At 32.0% G+C, this 22,897-nt stretch carries 20 protein-coding genes; 6 read left to right on the top strand and 14 right to left on the bottom strand.

The genetic code is table 11. The annotated features are described in order from the left end of the window. Nucleotides 1-3: 3 nt before the first annotated feature. The gene (locus tag MKY06_RS29295; RefSeq protein ID WP_256995911.1) at nucleotides 4-552 is read right to left on the bottom strand and encodes a DUF2642 domain-containing protein; all 549 of its coding nucleotides are present in this window, start codon (nucleotides 550-552) and stop codon (nucleotides 4-6) included. Nucleotides 553-812: 260 nt separating this feature from the next. Further along, nucleotides 813-1,532, bottom strand: a complete 720-nt coding sequence (locus tag MKY06_RS29290; RefSeq protein ID WP_098450053.1) for a glycosyltransferase family 2 protein — start codon at nucleotides 1,530-1,532, stop codon at nucleotides 813-815. Between the two features lie 318 nt (nucleotides 1,533-1,850). Between MKY06_RS29290 and MKY06_RS29285 the strand changes: the two genes are divergently transcribed. Beyond that, nucleotides 1,851-2,921: a glycosyltransferase family 4 protein gene (locus MKY06_RS29285; RefSeq protein WP_116299287.1), complete on the top strand. Its 1,071-nt coding sequence runs from the start codon at nucleotides 1,851-1,853 to the stop codon at nucleotides 2,919-2,921. A gap of 44 nt (nucleotides 2,922-2,965) precedes the next feature. Here the strand turns inward: MKY06_RS29285 and MKY06_RS29280 are convergent, their stop codons facing one another. The 4 genes from MKY06_RS29280 to MKY06_RS29265 all read right to left on the bottom strand — a co-directional run bounded on the left by MKY06_RS29280 (nucleotide 2,966) and on the right by MKY06_RS29265 (nucleotide 6,796). Next, nucleotides 2,966-4,213 carry a glycosyltransferase family 4 protein gene (locus MKY06_RS29280; RefSeq protein WP_116299288.1) on the bottom strand — a complete coding sequence of 416 codons (1,248 nt, stop codon included), beginning with the start codon at nucleotides 4,211-4,213 and terminating at the stop codon, nucleotides 2,966-2,968. Nucleotides 4,214-4,297: 84 nt separating this feature from the next. After that, nucleotides 4,298-4,432, bottom strand: coding sequence for a hypothetical protein (locus MKY06_RS29275; RefSeq protein ID WP_256995910.1), 135 nt, complete (start codon nucleotides 4,430-4,432; stop codon nucleotides 4,298-4,300). A 365-nt stretch (nucleotides 4,433-4,797) separates the two neighbouring features. After that, nucleotides 4,798-5,523, bottom strand: a complete 726-nt coding sequence (locus tag MKY06_RS29270; protein ID WP_116299289.1) for a glycosyltransferase — start codon at nucleotides 5,521-5,523, stop codon at nucleotides 4,798-4,800. A 358-nt stretch (nucleotides 5,524-5,881) separates the two neighbouring features. After that, nucleotides 5,882-6,796, bottom strand: coding sequence for an NAD-dependent epimerase/dehydratase family protein (locus MKY06_RS29265; RefSeq protein WP_116299290.1), 915 nt, complete (start codon nucleotides 6,794-6,796; stop codon nucleotides 5,882-5,884). A 203-nt stretch (nucleotides 6,797-6,999) separates the two neighbouring features. On the opposite strand from MKY06_RS29265, the gene MKY06_RS29260 reads away from it, so the two are divergent. From MKY06_RS29260 to MKY06_RS29245, 4 genes are all read left to right on the top strand, one after another. Further along, nucleotides 7,000-8,238, top strand: coding sequence for a glycosyltransferase family 4 protein (locus MKY06_RS29260; RefSeq protein ID WP_116299291.1), 1,239 nt, complete (start codon nucleotides 7,000-7,002; stop codon nucleotides 8,236-8,238). 131 nt (nucleotides 8,239-8,369) lie between these two features. Further along, nucleotides 8,370-9,287, top strand: a complete 918-nt coding sequence (locus MKY06_RS29255; RefSeq protein WP_218812891.1) for an NAD-dependent epimerase/dehydratase family protein — start codon at nucleotides 8,370-8,372, stop codon at nucleotides 9,285-9,287. A 195-nt stretch (nucleotides 9,288-9,482) separates the two neighbouring features. After that, entirely contained in the window at nucleotides 9,483-10,106 is a 624-nt protein-coding gene (locus tag MKY06_RS29250; RefSeq protein ID WP_116299293.1) for a DUF1796 family putative cysteine peptidase, read from the top strand. A gap of 386 nt (nucleotides 10,107-10,492) precedes the next feature. Further along, nucleotides 10,493-10,690, top strand: coding sequence for a hypothetical protein (locus MKY06_RS29245; RefSeq protein WP_116299294.1), 198 nt, complete (start codon nucleotides 10,493-10,495; stop codon nucleotides 10,688-10,690). Nucleotides 10,691-10,928: 238 nt separating this feature from the next. Here MKY06_RS29245 and MKY06_RS29240 read toward each other — a convergent pair whose 3' ends face one another. The 5 genes from MKY06_RS29240 to MKY06_RS29220 all read right to left on the bottom strand — a co-directional run bounded on the left by MKY06_RS29240 (nucleotide 10,929) and on the right by MKY06_RS29220 (nucleotide 16,464). Further along, nucleotides 10,929-11,753 (bottom strand): dTDP-4-dehydrorhamnose reductase family protein, encoded by an 825-nt coding sequence (locus tag MKY06_RS29240; protein ID WP_116299295.1) that lies wholly within the window; start codon nucleotides 11,751-11,753, stop codon nucleotides 10,929-10,931. Next, nucleotides 11,754-12,740, bottom strand: a complete 987-nt coding sequence (locus tag MKY06_RS29235) for a polysaccharide biosynthesis protein (protein WP_029319771.1) — start codon at nucleotides 12,738-12,740, stop codon at nucleotides 11,754-11,756. It lies immediately after the preceding gene. Further along, nucleotides 12,733-13,824 carry a non-hydrolyzing UDP-N-acetylglucosamine 2-epimerase gene (gene wecB, locus MKY06_RS29230; protein ID WP_116299296.1) on the bottom strand — a complete coding sequence of 364 codons (1,092 nt, stop codon included), beginning with the start codon at nucleotides 13,822-13,824 and terminating at the stop codon, nucleotides 12,733-12,735. The genes MKY06_RS29235 and wecB overlap by 8 nt, the downstream gene beginning before the upstream one ends. A 419-nt stretch (nucleotides 13,825-14,243) precedes the next feature. Then, nucleotides 14,244-14,930, bottom strand: coding sequence for a DUF1796 family putative cysteine peptidase (locus MKY06_RS29225; RefSeq protein WP_223272404.1), 687 nt, complete (start codon nucleotides 14,928-14,930; stop codon nucleotides 14,244-14,246). Nucleotides 14,931-15,303: 373 nt separating this feature from the next. After that, complete coding sequence (locus MKY06_RS29220) at nucleotides 15,304-16,464, bottom strand: S8 family peptidase (protein ID WP_116299298.1); 1,161 nt, start codon at nucleotides 16,462-16,464, stop codon at nucleotides 15,304-15,306. Nucleotides 16,465-17,485: 1,021 nt separating this feature from the next. On the opposite strand from MKY06_RS29220, the gene MKY06_RS29215 reads away from it, so the two are divergent. Further along, entirely contained in the window at nucleotides 17,486-17,767 is a 282-nt protein-coding gene (locus tag MKY06_RS29215; protein ID WP_029319780.1) for a hypothetical protein, read from the top strand. A gap of 599 nt (nucleotides 17,768-18,366) precedes the next feature. On the opposite strand, the gene MKY06_RS29210 is transcribed toward MKY06_RS29215, so the two are convergent. The 3 genes from MKY06_RS29210 to MKY06_RS29200 form a co-directional block, all read right to left on the bottom strand. Continuing rightward, nucleotides 18,367-18,942: a MerR family transcriptional regulator gene (locus MKY06_RS29210; RefSeq protein WP_029319782.1), complete on the bottom strand. Its 576-nt coding sequence runs from the start codon at nucleotides 18,940-18,942 to the stop codon at nucleotides 18,367-18,369. 1,069 nt (nucleotides 18,943-20,011) lie between these two features. Then, entirely contained in the window at nucleotides 20,012-20,944 is a 933-nt protein-coding gene (locus MKY06_RS29205) for a tyrosine-type recombinase/integrase (RefSeq protein ID WP_340962154.1), read from the bottom strand. Between the two features lie 178 nt (nucleotides 20,945-21,122). Beyond that, a complete protein-coding gene (locus MKY06_RS29200) occupies nucleotides 21,123-22,505 on the bottom strand; it encodes a replication initiation protein (RefSeq protein WP_116299300.1) in 1,383 nt (460 codons plus the stop codon). Between the last annotated feature and the right edge of the window lie 392 nt (nucleotides 22,506-22,897).

Here is a 22,897-nt window from a genome sequence, read left to right as displayed (position 1 = left end):
TCCTTAAAGTGATGCTACTGTTTCAATTTTGCTTAGATTTACAAAATTCATCGTTCCATCACTTTCTACTAAAACGGCATAATCTGATAGAACGGCAAGTAAAACTCCTGTAAGTGTCTCGTACTCTGTTGACAATTGTACTGTTTGGTTAAGACGATTTGTTAAATCATTACGTAGAGCGTTTAAACTAGGTAGAAGTCTTAGTCTTAGAAGATCAATTAAAAGGTTAGTAGTCGCTGTAGTGGTAGTGTTTAGAAGGCCAGTAGCAGTAGCAGTCGTAGTGTTTAACAGGTCAGTAGCGCTGGCGGTAGTAGTGTTTAACAGATCAGTTACATTAGTGGTAGTAGAGTTCAAAAGATTAGTGATTAAAGAAGTATCCACAAGGCCATTAGTATTTAAAGTGTTAAGGAGCTCAGTTACATTAGTTGATGAATTAGCAGTGTTTAACAGATTGTTAGTTGTAGAAGTCGCTGTAGTGGGTAAGGTTTGTAATGTCCCAAGTAGGTTGAGTAACCTTGCTTTAGCTTCACTTGATAGTGCCAATATAATCATCCTTTCTTAATTGCATTTTTTTACATTATTGTCTATGTTTTATAATATGCTTATCCGATTTTTTCGGTGCTCAGCATTTTAATTATTTTAGTCAGGGGTTGAATAATCTTTTATGTGTATTTGAGGGGTATATGCAAGAGAGAAGTGTATTACAAATGTTCTGTGTTTATATTTAAATTTTTTAGTATGAAGAATAAACTTAACAATTTGTTTTGGTAAAGTAACTTTTAGACTGTGAATATATCAGGTATTGTTGTTTATCAACTTTCTTTTGCTATATATTCTGTGATTAGTTGCGTCAGAGTATTTTGATGGCGGTTAATGACGATTTTATTTTCTTCCTTAATAAAGGAAGCATATTTTTTAGTACCCATATTTTCATGAATTCTAGATAATAAAAGCGGTTCGGAAAGATAATGAAGATCAAATTTTTGAATGATTCGCGCCCATAAATCATAGTCATGAGTATAAAGGAGTGTTTCATCAAAAAAGCCTACAGAAGTAAACACATTTTTATTTATCATTGTAGAACAGCCATTAATAATGTTTCCCTTACTCATTTGTTTTAGTACTTCAAGCTTACTTGAGGGATGAAATCCTATAGGAGGAGTTATAATATTACCTTTTGCATTAATAGCGTAGTAATTTGTATGGCTAAAAAGAGCATTGTTTATAATCATGAATTCTAACTGGAGAGCAATCTTTTGGGGATAATAAATATCATCTGAACTAAGCCAGCATATATAATCTCCGGTAGCCAACTTGATACCCACATTCAAAGCACTTGCTGTTCCCCCATTTTCTTTTTCTGTATATATAATTTTATCTAAATAAGGAATGATTTTTTCTTTATATTGAGTAGATCCGTCATTTATCACGATAATTTCAATATCATTGTAGGTTTGATTTAGTAAACTGTCCAATGCATGACTAATAAATGGACAGTTGAAGAAAGGTACAATAACAGATACTTTTAACATATTTAATTCTCCTTTCAGATAACATTAAACTTATTAATATCCTATTTGATTATTATTTTATCTCTAATACCTTATTAAATAACATTACATTTATTAAGATATGAAACATATTTTAAATATGAAATAGATATTCGTTAGATTAATTTTACTCATCATTTAAAGTGAATAAAAATTTTAATTTAATAATATTGGTAAGTTAAGTAAAAGAGCAGTTCAATTTATGCATATTATTTATTAGAGTGACCTTTATTATCTTAAGGTTTAATATACGATCTATAATTTTTGTTTTTAAATTAATTTACTAAATGGGGGTAAGAAATGAATATATTGTTTGTATTCTATGTCCCAAGTGGTGGTGTAGAGACTTTAAATCGTCAAAGGTGTAAGGCTCTTAAGAAATATAATATTAATGCCGACTGTCTCTATTATGAAAATAGAAAAAAGACAATAAATGATCATGGTACTCAAACGTTTGTAACAAATGAAGACACAGAGATAAAAAAAATATTGAATGATGGAAATTACAGTCTCGTTGTGATCGTTTCAGATTTCCAAGCTTTACCTAGATTTAAATCACTAGGTTATCGGGGAAAGATGATTATAGAAATACAAGGATACGGTCCAAAAAGCACCGCCAGAGCTGCCCTTACAAATGCTGTGCCTCTTGTAACTAAATACGCTTCTGGTTTCCTTAACCCTAAAACCCCTCACATTATGCAGCTGTTAGATGAACTTTATCCCTCATTCCCTGTTTTTAGTTTTAACAACTGTTTTGATACTAATGAGTTTTCATACCGATCCGTACCTGAAAGTCATACTCCACATATTGCATGGATTGGACGAATTGAAGATAATAAGAATTGGAGAGAATTTTTAAAAATAGGCAGTGAATTAGTTCATAATTATAATTCAGGCATACAATTACATATGTTTGAAGATCCTACTATAAGTGAACCAAAAGAAAGAGCTGAATTTAAAAATTTAATTAAAGAATTAAATTTAGAGGCAAATCTTCTGCTTCACGCAAATGTCCCTAACAATGAAATGGCAAATTATTTTTCAATGATCGGTGAATCTGGTGGCTTTTTATGCTCTACCTCTAAAGTAGAGGGAGCACCTTATTCGCTTCTTGAGGCAATGAGCTGTAAGTGTCCCGTATTGACAACAGACTCTGATGGTGTAAAAAGTTCAATTATTCATAATCAAACAGGAAAATATTATACGTTAGGTAATGTTGATGAAGCTGTTAAGGAAGCAAAAGAGTTGATAATGGATTCTCAATTAAGAGAGTACATACGTAAAAATGCTCTCCAGCATGTAAAGATAAACTTTAGTCCGGAATTATACTGTGCAAATTTTATTGCTATGATTAGGTCCCTTGGAATATGATAATAAATAAAACACCAGAGCCTTTACATGCTCTGGTGTTTTATTTAAGTTGAATTTTCATTTTCTGTTTCTAAACCTTTAGCCTGTTGGTACAGTGACAGAACATTATTAACCATGGTATCAAGAGACCATCGCTCTTTCGCCCATTCCTTAGTACAGACAGCCAGTTGTTTACGAAGAATATCATTTTCAAGTAAATATCTTAACTGATCATATAGTTCATGGATGTTTCCAACAGAGGAAACTAATCCGCTTCTGCCGGTCTCAACCATTTCAGGTAAACCTGCCGTATTGCTTACAAGAACCGGTAAACCTGCTAGTTGAGCTTCCATGACAGAATAAGGCTGGGTATCATGTATACTAGGGTGAACAAAAATATCTGCCTCTTTGAGAAAATGAGCAACATCATTAGAGATTCCTAAAAATCTAATGTGGGTACTAAGCTCTAAACTTTGGCATTGTTCTTGCAACTCTGCTTTTAATTCTCCTTCTCCGAGTATCCAGCATTCCCAATCATCTCTATCCTTTTTTAAAAGCGCAAGTGCATCAAGTAGATGATGAACACCCTTTAAATAAACGAGCCTCCCCATAAACAGGATAATTTTCTTTCCCTTTTTTGGTCCAATAATAGGGTGTTTCATAGAATCTTCTTGAAAATTTTTAATATCTAATCCGTATGAAAAAGTCATTATTTTATCCGGAGAAATAGAAAAGTTATCTATAATATTATTACGCATCCAAAGCGTGGGACTATGAATCAAATTACTAGATTGATATCCTAGACGTTCAAGGGTTTTATGGTATTGATATTCAAATGTATCTTGCAGTTGTTGATCAGTTTTTTTTCGATGCATGGTCTTAAGGGTAAAGAAAATATCCCTTGATAGGTTACCCAGTGCACTAGTAACAAGGGGGATGTTTGAAGGTTTAACTCTACTTACAGCTCTTGCCGCTGTTACATCTAGTGCATGAATGATGTCATAGTGTTGGAGATTATAATATACGGCTGATAGCTCCAAGCTATAACGAAATATTTCAACATTATATATCCAGCTGTTTATAGGTAATGAAGGCATCTCTGTTATGATCTTTTCTTTAATATAAGGAGAAATATTATCAATTTCTATTTCTGTTTCTTGCCCTATAATTCGATATTTGGTTGTATCAGGAGTATGGCTGAGTACATCGACAGAATGCCCCAAGTCTTCAAGAGATTTTTTGAGTAATGATACAAACGTCCAAACTCCCCCGGTATAGGGGAGTGGATAATAGGAAACCAATAAAATTTTCATTTATAATCATCCCTTAATTGTTTTGCATATATTTTGGTGTTGGGTGTGTAAGCTTATAACAACATTGTAGAAAGCTCGACTAGCTTACTGAGTATATTTTAAAATTATATTTACAACTTGAGGATCAGGAATTTTATAGTCTGGATGCAATTTGGTTTTTATCTCATCTAAGAAATCAGTAAGATTTTTATCAAATGATGAAGTATTTTTGTCTTTCATTTATTATTAATTCCCTTCTTTCTTAAAAAAATTAGGCCAAAAATAATATCCGATTTACCACATTTATATAAGGTTAAGTAAATTTTTCTTAGTTATATAGGCTTTCCTTAATGTATAATATGTGAAAAATTTTTAATTGATATGGAGGGGGCTTATTCTTTTAATATTTCAATTAGAGATGTATGTAACAAGATTTAAATGTATATAGGTGTAAAGAGACTAAGAATAAGGGGTAGCACTACTTGTAAGGGAGGATTTTAATTATTTGGATGGGATTCATAATTCGAACAAGTAGTGAAGTAGCTTATTAAATAAGGTTGAGATAGATATTAGTGGGCATAGAGAATTGTAAACTTATACACACTTTATGACTGGTCTGACTGAAGCGATTTTATATATTCTTTTAAAAGAGGACGGTAATGATATTCAATAATTTTCATCTCTTTTTGCATTTCGAGTTGATATTTACGTGTTCCCGAATTCTCATGTGAGCGAAACTTTGTAAGGGATTCATCAAAGTAATGAATTTCATAGCCATTCACAAGCATGCGGAACCACATTTCATAATCGTGTGTATAACGAAAGTCTGGAGAAAAAACCCCCACTTTATCAAAAAATTCCTTTTTTATAAGGATCGTACAGCCATTAATAGCATTATAAGTTAGAAAAGCATTATATACATCATCAAGATTGGTAAAGCGTTTAGTACACCAAGGAACTAAAACTTGATTATCTTTATTAATGTAATCAAAATTTGTGAAACTGGCGTCTATTTTCTTTTTAGTCATGAATTCTATCTGTTTAGAAACTTTTGCAGGAACAAAATAATCATCTGAACTTAACCAAGCAATATACTCTCCTGTAGCAACAAATAAGCCGGTGTTAAGAGCAGTAGCAGTTCCCCCGTTTTCTTTCCTTATATAAATAATTTTGTCTTTAAATGGAATGATTTTTTCCGTATAGCTTGTAGAACCATCGTCTATTACCACTATCTCTATATTTTCATATGTCTGATCTAAGGCACTTTTAATTGCCTGATCTACATAAGGACAGTTATAAAAAGGAATGATTATTGATACTTTTGGACCCATTACTTACCCTCCAAAAAATAAATTGTATTCAGGGTATATAACTCGCTTATTATCCATACTTAATCCAAATTTTCACAAAAAATAACTTTAATTTAAGCAATGGAAATTATAAGTTATATACTTTACGGAATATTAAGGAACCCACTAGTCTGAAATTACCTTATTTAATTCCTCAATTAGAATATGCAAAGCACTTGTTAAATGATATGAAAACTCTCTAAAAAACACCTTTCATATGCCAACCTCTAGTGAGAATATGGAAAAAGGTTCGATTAAAGTAAATCTTAATTAATTTCACATAAGAGATTTTATAAGAATCATTAAAGGACTAATTAATAAAGTAGCCATTTTTCTTTTGCTAGTTATTAGGACTATTTACTTGTTGACGATAAAAGTCAACAATGTTCTTTATAGTAGTTTCCAGAGGTATTTTTGGCTGCCACCCCAATTCAATTAAAGATACGGGGGGCAGATCAACATGATTAACTATAGGGCTTTGATTATCTAATTTTGTTTGAAATGAAATATCCGTTGTTTTCCTAAACATGTTTATAATTTCACCTAAGGAATGGCTCTTACCAGAAGAGACATCATATATGTCACCAGACTTCCCTCTCTTAAGAAGACAATCATAAGCTTTTACTGCATCTCGTACATCTAAAAAATCTAGACGATTATTTAAATTACTCACGTTTAAGAATTTTTCTTCTTTCCCTCTTTCCATATTTACAATCTTCTGAGCAAAAATTGAACAGACTCCTGTAGAGAATCCCGGTCCTATTAAATTTGATGGTCTAGCAATAACAATATGCATATTATATAAGGCAGCCCAAAATTGAGAAAAAATAGATTGTATCGTTTTGCTTAGACCATAGGGATGGTTAAAAGCAGGGATAGAGGTTGGGTTAAATTGGAGAGCTGAACTCACAATAACTGTCTTAGAAGCTGGTGCTTCTTGTCGGAGAGCCTCAATAAGATATGCTGTACCCATTGCATTCACTTCTAGGGAATTGAGAGGATCTTCCCATGAACGACCTACCGCATTTTGTCCTGCTAAATGGAGAACATAATCAGGTTTTATTTGTTTAATAAGGTCTTTTATTCCCTTTTTATTAAATAAATCGCATTGTTTTGTTTTAACTTTTTTATAACAAAAGTTTCTCTTGTTAGTTATGGCTATGATATCCAAGTCTAATTTTGAAAAATATTCACATGCATGTTGTCCGGTAAAGCCGCTTGCTCCGGTAATTAATAATTTATATTTTGCGTTCATTAGTTTCACATCCCACCCAGTGTATTTAAACTTCCCATTAAATTAAGCTTAATATTAGATGTATGCTAAAAAAAACAAATCTTTCATTTAGAGCCTCTATGCTACTGTATTAAAATATTGTTTTTTAAATAGAAATGGTAGTTTATAACATTAATTATCTGCATGAATACCTATATATAAGGGAATTTAGGAGCTCTGATTTTATGAAAAGAGGAGAGAAATTTATGAAAATATTACTTGCTACATTTTGGGAAGTCCCTCATGTAGGTGGCGTTTGGAATTATATGCAACAGTTAAAAAAAGAACTTGAAGCATTGGGACATGAAGTAGACTTGCTTGGTCATGGAGCAGGGAATGAATCAGTTCATATTGTTAATAAAAATCAAGAATTTATTAAAGATGAGCTTTCATTAGTCACAAAGTTAGCTCAAAAAGAAAAAAATCAACCTCTTCTATACAAAGATGAAGTAGTTAAATTTTATGAGAAGCAGCGTCTGGGCTATATGGAAGGAGTTACTCACCTATGCATAGATCAATACGATTTAATTCATACACAAGACGTAGTGTCAACTGCCTGTATTAGCCCGCTAAAACCTGAAAAAACAGCATTAGTAGCAACTATACACGGTTGTGTAGCCCACGAATTAAATCACTACGTTAAAAATACTTTGAAATCCTCTACTGCCGATATAGCATGTAAGTATTTTAATGAGCTTGAGCATACAGGTGCTATGTCTGCTGACTGTACAGTGGTCGCAAATAACTGGCTTAAGAATATTTTAATAAAGGAATTTCAGGTTCAAGAGCAAAAGCTTACAGTATTTCATTATGGATATGATATTAATTCTTTTCTTCAGCGAATGCAGAACCCCCCAAGTCTTCGTTCACGTGTTGGTCAACAAGTAATTATTTATACGGGAAGGTTGGTTGAGATTAAGGGAATTCATCATTTATTATCTGCCCTCAGTGAACTAAAAAAGTTAAAAAAAGGGTGGGTATGTTGGATAGTGGGGGATGGGGATAAAAAAGCTGAGTTAAAAGCTCAAAGCAGAGCACTAGGGCTAGGAAAAAGAGTTATTTTTTTAGGCAACAGAAATGATGTTCCTTCTTTACTATCTCTTGCTAATATCTTTGTACTTCCTAGCCTTATAGAAAATCAGCCCCTATCCGTAATTGAAGCGCAACTTGCTGGAAAACCCGTAATAGTAAGTGATGCAGGGGGGTTACCAGAAATGGTTCAACACGGTTCAACAGGAATAATTTCACCTGCTGGAGACCCAAACTCACTATGTGAAAATATTTATAACTTATTAATAAACCCAGAATACAGGGAATCCTTAGGGGCTAAAGCTCAAGAATGGGCCTTAAATCATTGGTCGCAAAAAAAAGCAGTTGATAAGGTATTAAACGTTTACGAAAAGGTCCTCTCACACCGGGAGTAAACTTATAACTTTTAGTAGTGCGGCAAAGGTAAATTAATTCATCTTTTTAACGAAGTATTGGGTAGGGAGCTTACACAGTGACCTTTTTGATGACATATACTATTGAAACTTAAAGAGGGAGAGAATAGTATATGAAGGCTATAGTAACTGGAGGGGCGGGTTTTATTGGTTCCCATCTTGTGGAAGAACTTATTATAAAAGGATTCGAAGTTCATATAATTGATAGCATGATCTCAGGAAAGCAAGAGAATATACATCCTCTTGCTACTCTTCATGTTGAAGATATATGTAGTAAACAGACTAAACAAATTATTCTCAAGGAAAAGCCAAATATAGTGTTTCATCTGGCTGCTCAGGCGGATGTTTCAAGGTCCATCAATGACCCCCAGTACGATGCTGATGTAAATATAAACGGGACTATCAATATACTTGAAGCTTGTCGAGACGCTTCTGTTGATAAAATTATATTTGCATCTACTTCAGCTGTTTATGGAGAGTTACAAAAAGAGTTAATTACCGAGATGGATCCTACAGTACCCATTTCTTATTATGGTTTATCTAAGCTAACAGCCGAGTCATATATACGCCTATTTTCCCGCTTATACGGACTAACTTATACAATTCTTCGTTATGGAAATGTATACGGACCTAGGCAGACCCCAAAGGGTGAAGGAGGAGTAGTTGCAGTATTTTTAGATAGACTAAATAAAGGAACTATGCTAAATATTCATGGTGACGGCGAACAAACCCGTGATTTTATTTACGTAAAAGATATTGTTCAGGCAAATATAGCTGCTATCGACAAAGGCCATCAGGAGGTTATTCATGCTAGTACTACACAGAGAACCTCTGTGAATCGTTTATTAAAGGAGCTTGAGAAGATTCATGGTTCTAAAATTAATATAAGCCATACGGAAGGACGCCCTGGAGATATTAAACATAGCTGTCTCGATAGTAAAAAAGCACATAAGCTATTAGAGTGGCAGTCTCAAGTTTCTATCTTTAATGGCTTAACAGAAACATACAAATATCTAAAAAATAATAAATAACATTTATAAATATGATTGTTTAATAGTTAGTCGATTTACTCACTTGACTTAAAGCTTCTCTATGACCCATCCATAATCCTTTGTGTGAATGCTTATTTTATTAGATTAGTAGTTACTAGCCCTTCCTTTTTTTAGATTTGTGCATTTAATATAATATATAAACTCGTACAAATTTTATTTTAAGGGGAAAATAGTATGAATTTAGAAGGTATAAAAGGGCACTACGACGCTATTTTCAGTTTAGGGGATTTGTGTTTGACTTCACTTCAGCTTAAAGATAACAACTTAAGAACATTTTCTGGAATCTTAGATTGGGTCTCATCTCCTTCTTTAAAGAATGTTAATGCTCTCTTACAGAATCGATTTGCTGATTTTTTGAATCTAAATAATCTTAGAATTATAAAATATATATCACAATGGGACTTATTAGTGTGGGATGAAGTTTATAATATAGGGTTTAATCATGATTTTAAAACAGATAAAAATACACTTACCCATTTAGGTGGCTATGCTGAGGTTAAAGAAAAATATGATAGAAGAATTCAGCGCTTTTTAGAGAAGTTGTCTACAAGTCAAAGAATCCTGTTTATAAGAACTGAAGCAAGTTTTGAAGAAGTTGCTGAGCTTGAAGCTATCTTATCTGGAATGATTGCTAATGATTTTAGAATTCTTGTTATTAATCATACCGATGTGGCCCATGTAGTTGAAAAGAGTTGGTCTCTGCAAAGAGTCTGTGCCATTGAACTGCCTAATCATGATAAATGGAATGCAAACAATCATTATTGGAAAATGATACTAGCTGATATTACCCTTTTATAATTACATGAAGGAGCCTTTTCTTACCTAATTATAAAGGGGGTAATTTTTATATAATTATAAAGTTTTGCTGTTAGTAAGAGCAAATATTAAATTTAAAAGGAGGATATGCACTGAGGTATTAGTGTAAATACATAGAATTTATTCTTTATTTTGCTCTAAGTCAGTTATACCCTATAAATTGTTTTCTCTAAATATAATTAACATGAAGATTATTGGACAAGTTGAAACGAATCTTTATTCAATTTCATTTAAGGCACCTCTTCTAAGGATGTTAGGGTGCTTTTTAGGAGTGCCCTTACCATGGTAAAGAGTAACTGTGATAAATCTGTTTGTAACTAAGTATTTAAATTAACTTATCCTTAGTTATAAGTAAGGAGGGCTGTATTATGGATAATAATCGCTTTGAAGAGACTCATAATAGTAATTATAATAACTCCACTCAAAAACAACGTTACCGCTTAATAACAGGAGCATTTAACGATAAAGTAACAGCAGATCAAATTGCAACTGAAATAAAAGAGTGTTATGGTTTAACAGTGTATGTAATTCCTGAACAAGTTAAAAGATCTAGCTCTTCCCTTTGAATGGGTTATGCTAAGTTAGCTTTTATAATTATAAGAGTTACACAACAAATAAGGTATTATAAAAAGAGACAGCTAATTAGCTTCATTTTGAAATAATTGGCTGTCTATTACCCCTTTAATTTAATTATTTAAAAATGAATGTTTAAATAAATCACAAAACTTCAAACAATAGGTGGAGATAAAAAAGGACATCATTTTTAGTGTGGCTTCCTTTATCATTTCTATTATTTAGAGGGAATTATTTAGACATCCATTCTTTTAATTCATTTAACATCTCTCTGTACTCTAGAGGGGTGTAACAGAAGTCTGTGCGGGTACTAATGATTGTTCGGTCTAATACTACTTCCTCGTCGGGAATTATTTCAATATCATCCTTCTCAAAAACTTCTTTAAACAATTCTAATAATGTTAATTTTGATAACTTTTGCTTTGAATGTAGATGATATAATCCCGTAACATTATTTTCTATAAAAAATTCAATGGCCTTAGCTAACTCTAAGGTTGTTACTCCGTTCCAAAAAACTTTTTTATACCCTTTTATTATTCCCCGTTGGTTCATGAACCAAAGAAATAGACCAATTCCACCTTCCTTCAGTTCAGGACCTATTATTGAAGTACGGATTGTTAGGTGCTTATTATCAACAATTTCACCAAGTTGTTTAGATTGAGCATATACCGATGTACCATCTGGAGAATCGTTTTCTGTATAATCCCCTTTTAATCCTAAAAATACGCAATCTGTGCTAATATGAATTAACTTACCTTGATAACGTTCAATTAATTTAGCTAATTGATGCGGTAATAAGCTATTTATTTGAAAAGCACGCATAGGATTATTACTTGCGTGTTCATTTAAGACTCCAATGCAATTGATAATAATATCTGGCTTTATAGCGTCGATAGTTTCCTCGAGCCTTTTAAAATTTGTTATATCTAAGTAAATTCCATTTTTATCCTTAGGATCTCTTGATGTATAGGATACATCATAATTTGAATTTAGCATGAAATACCTTGTGATTACATGCCCTGCCATTCCTTTTCCACCAAGAATCAATAATTTCATTTAAATAAAACCGCCTTTCAGCAACATTTCTCTAATTGCCTCTTTGCTAATTGTTTCTTTACTTGAATCATATTTTTCTAGGTTTACAAGGGTGTATGGTGCGTAATATTCTTTTAAGCCTTCAATATGGATTGGAGGTAAAATAACGAAATATTCATCATCATATGTGACAGTGGTCGTACTCTCATATTCAGATAAAAGTAATTCGTGTATTTTCTCTCCAGGTCGTATACCTAATGTTTCAATTTCAATCGTTTCTTTACCAGAAGCCTCTATCAATACACTAGCTAGGTCAATAATTTTACAAGTAGGCATTTTCATAACAAAAATTTCTCCGCCCAGACTTTCAAATGTCGCCTTAAAAACAAGTTTTATTGCATCTTCTAAAGTTAGAAAGAAGCGGGTCATATTCGGGTCCGTAATGCCGATTTTCCCTTTCTCCTGAATTTGCTTTTTAAATACATGAATAACACTCCCGTTTGTTCCTAGTACATTACCGCCACGTATACAAACAAATTTAGTTTTAGTATTTAATGTGTTAGCGTGAATAATTAGCCTTTCTCCCATCGCCTTTGATAAGCCATAGAAGTTAGCGGGGTTTGATGCTTTATCAGTAGAAATATAGACAACTCTATCTACATTGCAACTTATAGCTGCATCTATTACATTTTGTGTTCCATGTACATTTGTTTTCAATGCCTCAATTGGCTGATCTTCGCATACTGGAACATGCTTTAAAGCAGCTAAGTGAAAAACATAATTCACATCTTGACAGGATTCCATTATTGCTTCTCTGTCTTTAATATCACCAATTATGAAACTTAATTTAGGATGGTTGTCAAACTCTTGCTTCATTGTGAATTGGTTGGACTCATTTCTTGAAAAAACGCGGATTTCTTTAGGGTTATGTGTTAATAGTTGTTTAACTAATTCGTATCCCCATGAACCTGTACCGCCTGTCACTAAAATAGTTTTATTTTCAAACACCTTTTATTCCTCCTAATACTACTTTAATCACTTTATCTGAAACGTTTAGATGACCGTACCCTTCGGGATAGTACCAATTTTTCAATTGATTAACCATTACATGGACACAGCTTAAAATTTGATCAGCACTTATTCCTGAAAGCATATTACTTCCACATTCAATTGTTTCTGGTCTTTCAGTTGTTTTACGAATGGTTACAGTAGGAACGTGAAATAAACAGCATTCTTCTTGTACTGTACCGCTATCTGTCAAGACACAGTAAGCGTTTTTTTCAAGTTTTACAAAATCAAAAAAGCCAAATGGCTTATGAAGTTCTACTAGTGGGTGAATGTTAACAAGTGAACTATGTTCTATTCGAGACTTTGTACGAGGATGTATGCTACATATGACTCTTTTTTGGTAATATTCGGCCACCATGTTGATCCCTTTAATAATTTCCAGTAATCGATCTTCATGATCAACATTTTCCGCACGATGAGCTGTAACTAAAAAGTAGTCTCCTTCTTTTAAGGACAATTTGTTAAGAATCTTACTATCTTCTATTCTAGATTTGTAATACGTTAAAACTTCATTAATTGGGTTTCCAGAAACAATAATTCGATTAGAGGGGATACCCTCTCTAAGTAAGTTTTCTTTACTTTGGGGAGTATAAGGAAGATTGAAACTTGAAATAGAATCAATAATTCGTCGATTCTTTTCTTCAGGCACTTCTAAGTCAAAGCAACGATTTCCAGCTTCCATATGAATAACTGGTATACCCATTCTTTCAGCTAAAATCGCACTTAGACCACTATTAGTATCACCTAATACTAAAATTTTGTCCGGTTTTTCTTTCAAAAATATACCTTCTAGCTCTTTGTACATTTTTGATAACTGTTCTCCCAGGGTAAGCTGTTGGTTAGCCAATACATAATCTGGTTGGCGAACATTTAATTCTTGGAAAAAAACTTCGCTTAATGAAGCAGTAAAATTTTGTCCTGTATGAACCAAAATGTGTTCTGTAGCGTAATTATCTAGTTTTCTGATAATGAGGCTTAAACGTATAATTTCGGGTCTTGTACCCAAAATGGTCATAACTTTCATTGTATACACGCCCTATTCATGTTATTTGAGCATAAATACCTGCTCTATTTCGTATTCGCCCCCTTATTTATTAAAATATGCTCACCCTTGTTTCTTGCTATAGGCTAATCTATTAATCTTCCCAATAAAAACTTAGCTACCCAATTTATAAAACTTTTTAAGTGAAGTGGGAGAAAGGCGGTATAAACATAAGGATTTCTTTAGAGCTTATTATTCTTTTGTAAAACTTTAAAAATAGCGTTAAAAAGAGTTGTGTATTGGGCTTATAAATAAATTTAAAAGGGATATTTATTTATTCAATCATTATAAAGAAAGACAGCAGAAGCTTTTTAGGAAGTTCTGCTGTCTTTCTTTATAATGACTCTTTCTTTTTATCTTCATTATCATGGCGATAAAAAAGATATGCTCTATCTTAAATGCTAATCCCAATAATTACTCAAACTTACTCCGTTTAATACATAATCCCATACTAGTTCATTATTTGGGTCATCCATAGGTACTTGAACAGAACAGATCCCATCAATCGTCCAATGCATATCAATAACGTTTTTAAGTCCCTCTGCCGGCTGAAGGAGTAATATATTAAACGACCCTTTTGTCAACCCTGATATTACAGATTTTAATTCTATAGCTTCTTCTGGACTAGCTGCTCCCCATCTAATAAATAAAATGGAGGAACTATTTTCGACTTTCTCCAAAAATCTAGCTATTCGCTGATAGAGTTTCTCTTTATAGGAAGGGTACATTACAGTCCAATCCACGTTTGGAATGATAGGGAAATCATGGACAGAAATGATATTGTAGTAAGTATCATGAATGAAGTGAGCATTAACTGGTTCAGTTCCTCCTTCTTCAGGAAAGATTGCTACGCCATCATCGAGAAAATGAGCATAACCGTCAGTTCGCTGTAAGTTTTGAAACTCCATAAACCCAGTAAATCTATTTCTTAGCAATCTACTCACATCAGAAATTGAATTAGATATCATCCAGTCTAAAGGGAACGAAAATCTTCTCCAATTATGTCTTCTTAAATTAAGAGAGGGACCACACCAGCTGCCTAACCCTAACATTAAATCATAAGATCCTCTAATATCTTGTAAATTCAATATAATCATCCCTTTACTTTTAACAGTTCTATTATAGTAAATGCTAAATCATTTATTTTTGCTTGGACAAAGTAACTACAGACTTAGAGAAACTTAATCCTAATAGGTCTTAAGTAACTAAGAAAAGTGGATAACTATCTAAAAATTATCCCCCACTTATTTTAAAATCTAGGGTATATAGCTAAATACGTTCAGATGGCAATTTGTTTAGTTATTTCTAGATTCATGTTCATATAAAGTATTAATTTACACTAAAATATAAAGAGCACTGAATATTCTTACAAGGTCAGTGCTTTTAAAAGTGGATGGTTATATTTTTTACATTGGTAGTGGTATTTAATATGCCAATAGTTTTTTCATTAATTTAGAAGAGTTAATGAACTGCTCGATTTGCATTGATTCTTCCGTAAGTCCAATATGATCCTGTGCCTGGTACTGGATCACAGGTAGATAAAATAGTATTTTTAATTTGTACATTATTTTTCCCTTGAGCTGCTAATAATGCTGCTAATCCAGCTACGTGGGGGCAGGCCATCGATGTACCACTTAAATACGCATAATAACTTCCTGTGTAAGTGGATAAGATAGTTGAACCAGGAGCTGATACTTCTACCCAAGTACCATAATTAGAAAAATCAGATTTTTGATCGTTTATATCTGTAGAAGCGACAGCAATTACGTTCTGATAAGCAGCTGGATATGTTAGTGTATTAGAAGCTTCATTTCCAGCCGCAGCTACAATAACCACCCCTTGATTCCAGGCGTAATTAATGGCATTCTCTAAAGTAATTGATCCTTGAGAAGAGCCTAAACTCAAATTAATTACTTTAGCTCCTGCATTTGTTGAGTAAGTAATTGCATTTGCAATATTACTCAAGGTTCCATTTCCGCTGTTATCAAGAGCACGAACAGGTATTATAGATGCTGAAGGAGCTATCCCCGCAATACCTAAACTATTTTCTGTAAGAGCTCCAGCAATACCAGCTACATGAGTTCCATGACCATTGCCATCGTTAGGAGTTAAATTCCCCTCTACAAAATTATAACCAGGCCAAAGCTTAATAGCTAACTCAGGATGGTTTAATTGAACTCCCGTATCTATAATAGCAATTTTTATATTTCCATTACTGGTCGTAACATCCCAAGCATCAGGAGCTTGTACTTTTTGAGGGCCGTACTGATAGGCGAAAAAAGGGTCATTGGGTGTATAGAAGGCTTTCAACATATGATTTGGTTCTGCGTATTCTACCTCTTCTAATTTATTATAAATTTTAATAAGTGTATTAATATCCCTTTTAGAATGTAAAACTTGAAAGTCAAGTTCCTTGTTGTGGTCTAAAATTGTACATTTATGCTTATGATGAATTTTTAGCTGTGTTTCTTCACACACATCTTCTTTAAACTTAACGATTATTTGAGTGTTCTTAGTAAATTCTGAAGAATCTAACTGTAAGAGTATCACTATATATTTCACAGTATAAAATAATAGTATAATAACGAATAGAGATGAGACAGTAACAAGCCAACTAAGCATCTATTTCCCTCCTAAAGAACTGAGTACTTATAGAATATTCATGTTCCGTTAGAAAGGATTGGACAAACGTATTACTTATGAAAACATTAATTGAATTTATAAATTCAGGTTAAAATATGTATAAAGATATATTCGTAAGCAATGTATTACTGAATTCTTTAATTACAGTTCTGTAGACCTCGGTTTGTGAAAATACTGATCCTCAAGGATTGGATAAATCAATAAAACAAAAACAACTATCCTCAAACGAAGACAGCTGTTTTTTTTCTTATAAAATTTAGTTGAATGTATCAACGCTTCTTGGCAATTTTGCCTGAATTATTTGATGTTAATGTTAAGAAAATTTTCGTTTTATTACCCACAGATTTTCTTGCTTTTTTCATGGCTAATCCCCCTCTTTATATTTATAATGATGCTACATTGACTATTATAGAAAAAATCATCAAGTTTGCCTGGGCTATTTTTAGTAAATTAGGATTGTGCCCCCTTTTGAATTAATGTATAAAAATTACATTTTATAATAAAAGCATATAGGGAAAGTGCGTTTTTATAATTTGTGAGGAAAGATATATAAATTACATTATGGTGATAAAAAAAGATTTCGGTTTAGGAAGAAAACTTATTCCCATTACCTGGTTTATTATAATGTCACTAAAAATTACCTTAATTATGGTTCTTACTTCTTCATAATTAGATAATATTCTTAGATAGTACTTCTTATCTTAAGGTGTGTATTCAGTATAATATATACTTATTTTCAACTCTTTTGTTCCATAATAAGGATTTTTAGTCTTTTGGGATTATACACTTTATAATATGTAAGATAAATACAAGTTTTTGAACAAGTTTTAATACTCTAAAAAAATATTATGTAATTAGAATGATTTAATAAGACTAAATAAGTAGAGTAGAACTAGATTATTTAACCATTTTTAGTAAAACAAATAATAATTGAGCTTTTTGCTTATACAGATTTCAATTTTTTTCATATCATGTAGTATCTCTTTTAGGGGGTGATTGCATGCCAAAACATCGTACTTCTGATGAGCGTCGTAGCTCACGACGTACTTCTGACGAGCGCCGTACTTCTTCAAGTAACCGTGGGACATCTTCGAATGGTTTTCGTTTGGATGGTTTAAGACAAGGTGATAGAATTGAAGTTTTTTCTGCTGGAAATCAACTTAACGGAGTTGGTACATTTATCCGTATACGCGATGGATTTTTAGTCTGGGTGAATGAAGATGGTAATATTACTTCAACTAGTTTAGATACTATTAGTATCAGTAGAGTATCTGGAACGTAAAGTATCTGGAACAATGTAATTTGGACGGGCTATTTGCAAAGTTTTAATAAATTAGAAAACTAAAAAAACTACTGTGTTAAGCCAGTAGTTTTTTTCTTTTACTAAAAAAAGGATCTTGGGATATAGCAGTTTACTGCCTGGTTGGTGTAATTAGAATTTTGTATGTCTGCACTATTTTATGCACAACTAATTAAGGGGTCTGTGCAAAATTTTAGCTTTTAATTCAAGAAAATTTTGCTCAGTACGAAGAGCATTAACCTCTGAGAACAAAGAATCTCTTACAGCTCTCCTTTGTAAGGAGGCTTAGGGATATTATAGAATACATAACCAAATTGTATTTGAAAAGATCACTTCTTTATAGAAAAAGTAGTTATTTGCTTTTTTTAGTTTCCGCAAGTTTACATAAACTAAAGGTAAACAGAGTAAACATAAAAAAGACCCTCACCTCTCAGGAGATAAGGGTCTTTTCAGTTACCTTCACTTACATACTATTATTTAACATCCTAGAACATTTTTGTATTTCATTACACAGTGTTACGTTCTTTCGTGCAACTTGGCCGCCTAGAGGAACATGGTTAGATACTATACCCATAGAGTTTTCAACCACGGAAAATCCTATGCCAAAAGCTTTTAGGTTTTGATTCTAGGTTTTCCTGAGCAGCTGCAATTAGTTTCTTTGTATCACTAATTTCTCGAATAGCATTAGTTAACTTCTCGTCCCTTTTTTCTAGATTATTTTCAATATATTTATCTTGAGAGGATAACTTTTCTGTAAGCTGTCCTATAAGCTTGCTTTGTTCATCTAAACGTTGAATAAGTGCAAATTGAAACTGCTCATCTTTTTCAGAACGATTAAGTAATTCTTGAACTTTATCTTCGAGAGATTCCACCTTTTTTTCGAGCTTTGATTGAACCTCGATAGATTCTGGTATGATTTCTCCCTGAAGCCATTGGTTAATCATTTTATAACTCCAATTTTGCTCTTGTATTCTTTTCTTGATTTCAATTAGCAAATCAATATTCTGTTTAGTATATCTTCGGTGGCCTCCCTCTGTTCTTTGAATCTGGAGATTAAATTCTTTTTCATACAATCTAACTAAATCAATACTTAATCCAGTTAATTTCACCGTATCTTTCAGAGTGTAAACAACTTCTTCATCTAAGTTATTGGACATTTTTCTAGACTTCTCCTTTCTAAATAAAAAATCTAGATGGCATATAACATTGTTACAAAAGGATTATTCGTGAATCTAGAACCTAGATGTACAAGATATTAATCAAGATTTATATTTCTGGTTTAATTCTAGATAAAAGCAAAAAAAATCTTTTTTATTTATTGATATTCTAATTCTCTGGAATAATGTTTATACCTTCTTTCTTTTAATTCTAGATAAAAACAGGAAATTTTCAAGGGGGGGATATTTATTTTATATATTAATGAAATGCCTATTATTCTCCTCGAAATCTCTTATATATAATTCTTATAAATGTACGAGATAGAATTACTTGGAGATCTTTACATACTTTATATACATGAGAATTATTTTTAAATTATCTCTGATATCTAGAAAACTAGAGTATTTGCAAACCAATCTACAAAAGGCTTTTTGGTGATTCTAGAATGTACTTACACTAGTTTTTATTCCAGATTGAAAGTTACTTTCAAAACCATATATTTTAGTGGTGAATAAAGTGATATTATTCCTTATTGTAAATTAATGAAACAACTAGTTTTTTTATATGGACTCCATTCCCCAGATGTATAGATAAGCTCAACTTCTTCATAGATTGCCCTATTTATGTTATTAGATATTTTTCAAGTATTCTTGTTTGTAAAAAACTAAATCTTGAATTGATTAAAGCCTTGGTAATTAAGGCGTGATAATGATTCTAGAATGTACTTTATCTAGCTTTAAATCAAGAATAGAAATTCAATTTAAATTCCAGAATGATAACCATTTAAATATAGACGCTTATCTAAGATATTTTTAAAATATCTTAGATTAATGCTTTATTATTAATCTATCTAACCAACAAATTTCGATTTAATGAAAGTGGCTGCGTTTATTTTAAACCAAGAAGTTAAACTTAAGTTTAACTTCTTGGTTTTTTTTAGAGTTAGGCACAATAAAAAGAGAATATAAGTTGAACTCATCATATAAAAGTACTTTAATTTAGCGATTTAAATAGAAAATAAGTTCAACTTAATAAAAAATGCATTTTGAAGCAAAATAGGAACTTTCCTTATTTTGTTTTTAGGTATTTCTTATATCGATACAAAGCATGGCGACTAGACAAACCAAAGTAGGTGATAAGGTATTCATTTGAATATCCTTCACAGATTTTATTTAGTATACAACTGTTTCGAAACTGTGTTGATCTTGCCTTAGCTTGTATACCTGAGCGTTCGACTTCTTTCTCAATCATCCGCTTTACACCAATTAGACTAATTCTTTTAGGCTTGTTTAAATTATAATCGTACCAATAAACCATCTTCTGAGGATGAAAAGAAAGAAACAAAGGATCGTCTGTATAATCTTTAGGTTTAAATAAGGCAGGTATGTTTGAAAAGTAATTGTATATTATTTTTTTATCGTCTTTAGAAAGGTTTAAGACACGTTTTCCTTTGTTAGTTATAATAGTTAATTCATTTTGGCTAAAGTTAATATTCTTTATATTTAAAGATACCACTTCATTAAGTGTAAGGCCGTAATGAAGCATTAGAATCAAAATTGAATAATTACGAGGAGCTATATATTTCTGTATTTGCAATTGAGTTTCTGTCAGATTTTTTTTACTGACAACAGAGTTTAAAAGCGAAAAGGTATCCTTTTCAGTTATAAAGTCACTGTCAACTAAATCCCTCTGTTTTTTTGTTGTAGCTTTAAGCGCTCCAAATTGATCCGTTAAATTATGATATTCTAACAATCTGTTCAGATGGGAAGCCACACGCCTTAAATTGGCCTCTGATAAGTTTTTTTCTTTCAGGTAGGTAAGGTATTCTTCATAACAACTTTTCTCTTCTGGCAAGATTCCTGGCGTTATATCAGGGGAGTGTTGATTTAACCATTTGAAGAACGCCATCAAATCATGTTTATACATGGAAACTGTAGAAGGTTTTTTCCCTGTTTCATGTAAATGAATAAGGAAATGTTGAACAAGAAGAGGAATATCCATATAAAACACCTCCATTATTGGTAAATTTAATATACTATTAATGAATATAAAAATCAAAAACACCAACTAGATTAAGTAATGTATATTGTATATTAAATTTACCTTTCGCACAAAAATATTCCGTTTAAAAACATTAAAACACGCCCATAAAAGGCGTGCTAATAACACTATTTTTTTATTAAACTTGTTTATGCAAGAAGGTTCGATATATTTCCCTTAGTTCTTTATTTTCGAAGTCATTTATCTGCCTTGGCTTAAGGCCTATTTCTTCACGTTTTCTTAAGTCCTCGTTCATATTTCGTAGTACTTCTTGTACTGCTGCTTCTTGGGCTTTTTTTAATTCTTCCTGGTTGGGCTCCTCGGAATTTAAAACTAACATTTTTCTTAATTCTTGAAATTGTAAAAGCCTTTTTTCAAATTCTATTTGATTTCCATTTTCTTTATAAAATAATTCTTGTTTTTCCTTTAATGTAAGGTTTTCAAGAGCCTTTTCTTTATCTTCAGCTTCTATTATAAAATCTGGAACTAACTCTTTTCTAGTAGACTTTTTAGGTGTAGAAACCTTTGATTCTTGTGATACTTTCGCGTAGTCTTTTTGAATGGCTTTTATTACATAAGAATGCGGATGAGTGATATCTCCAATAACTAAACGACCTTGCGTGTATTTTACATTTCTTTTAACTTGTTCTTTTGTAAATTCTGATAAAACCCACTCGATTTTTTCAGGCTTAACTCCTAAGCTCATTAAGTCATGGTACAATCCATTTTCTTTTTCGTTATCTAATAAATCTAATGAAGATTGGGTTGATTTAAGTTTCGTCTCTTTGGAAGAACTAGTACCATTCAAAGCAGAAGAGCTAGTAATGATAAACTCTATAGAGGTTACTTTTCTGCCTGTTTTTATTTCTACAAATTCAAAGTAAATATCTGTTTTATTATTTATTTCTTTTTGAGCTACTGCTAATACTTTGCTCTTAAAATGGCCATACTGTTTGTATTTAGTAGGCTCAATAGCTAAAAAATGACGTAATTCTTCAAGAGTTAGTTCTCTTTTTCTCAAACGCTCGTATTGCTTAAGAAGTTCATAAATACGAATTGAATAAACCGAATTAAGCCTCACAACATTTTCTAACTGGTACGAAGTAAATTTTTCCTTAAGCTCTAAAAATAAATATTTTAGACTAGGATGAAATTGTAATGTTATATACCCTTCATTTTCTTCGTAGATCGAGGTAATAACCCAGTTATAGTTTCTTTGTCGGCCTTTTTCCTTTATGGTAAGAATTTTTGTTTGAAGACCATTCACAATTTCTTTTAAGTATGAGTAGAACCCTGTTCCTTTCTTATTTCCCACTATTTCTATAAAATCTTTAGCTCGGAATCTATATGTCTTTAACGTTTCGTCATTAGGTTGAACTTTAGATGCCATAATCAACAAAATCCTTTGTTCCTGCAAGGATAATTTATATGTACTCTCAATTAAAATGTTTGACTTAGTTACCCAGTTTTTTATGTTTATGCTTTCCAGATCATATGGTTGAACTACATTTGATTTCTTCATAAAATCCCCCATATTTTTCTAAACTATCACTAAAATATCATAAAAGTGATACTGTGTAAATTGCATGTTTAAGAGCAGCCTGTCCTTGCAATTTAAATATCACGCAAAATTAGTGATACTTAAGGAGGGATTTTAACCCTAAAAACATAACTCAACCTTAATTTGTTACCTTATATCTTAATTTTGGTGCGCAAAATTGGTGATACTTAAAGCATGTCTACATTTATCACGCAAAATTGGTGATACTTAAGCCGAATCTGCATTTTCCACGCAAAATTAGTGATACTTATAAACGTATAGGGATAAATACGCAAAATTAGTGATAGTTCGCGCAAAATTAGTGATAGTTTCGCGCAAAATTAGTGATAGTTTCGCGCAAAATTAGTGATAGT

The sequence above is a fragment of the Priestia sp. FSL P4-0332 genome, assembly GCF_038005845.1.
Lineage (GTDB): Bacteria > Bacillota > Bacilli > Bacillales > Bacillaceae_H > Priestia.
The sequence above is the reverse complement of the archived record's forward strand: the minus strand, read 5'-3'. Positions and strand labels throughout refer to the sequence as shown.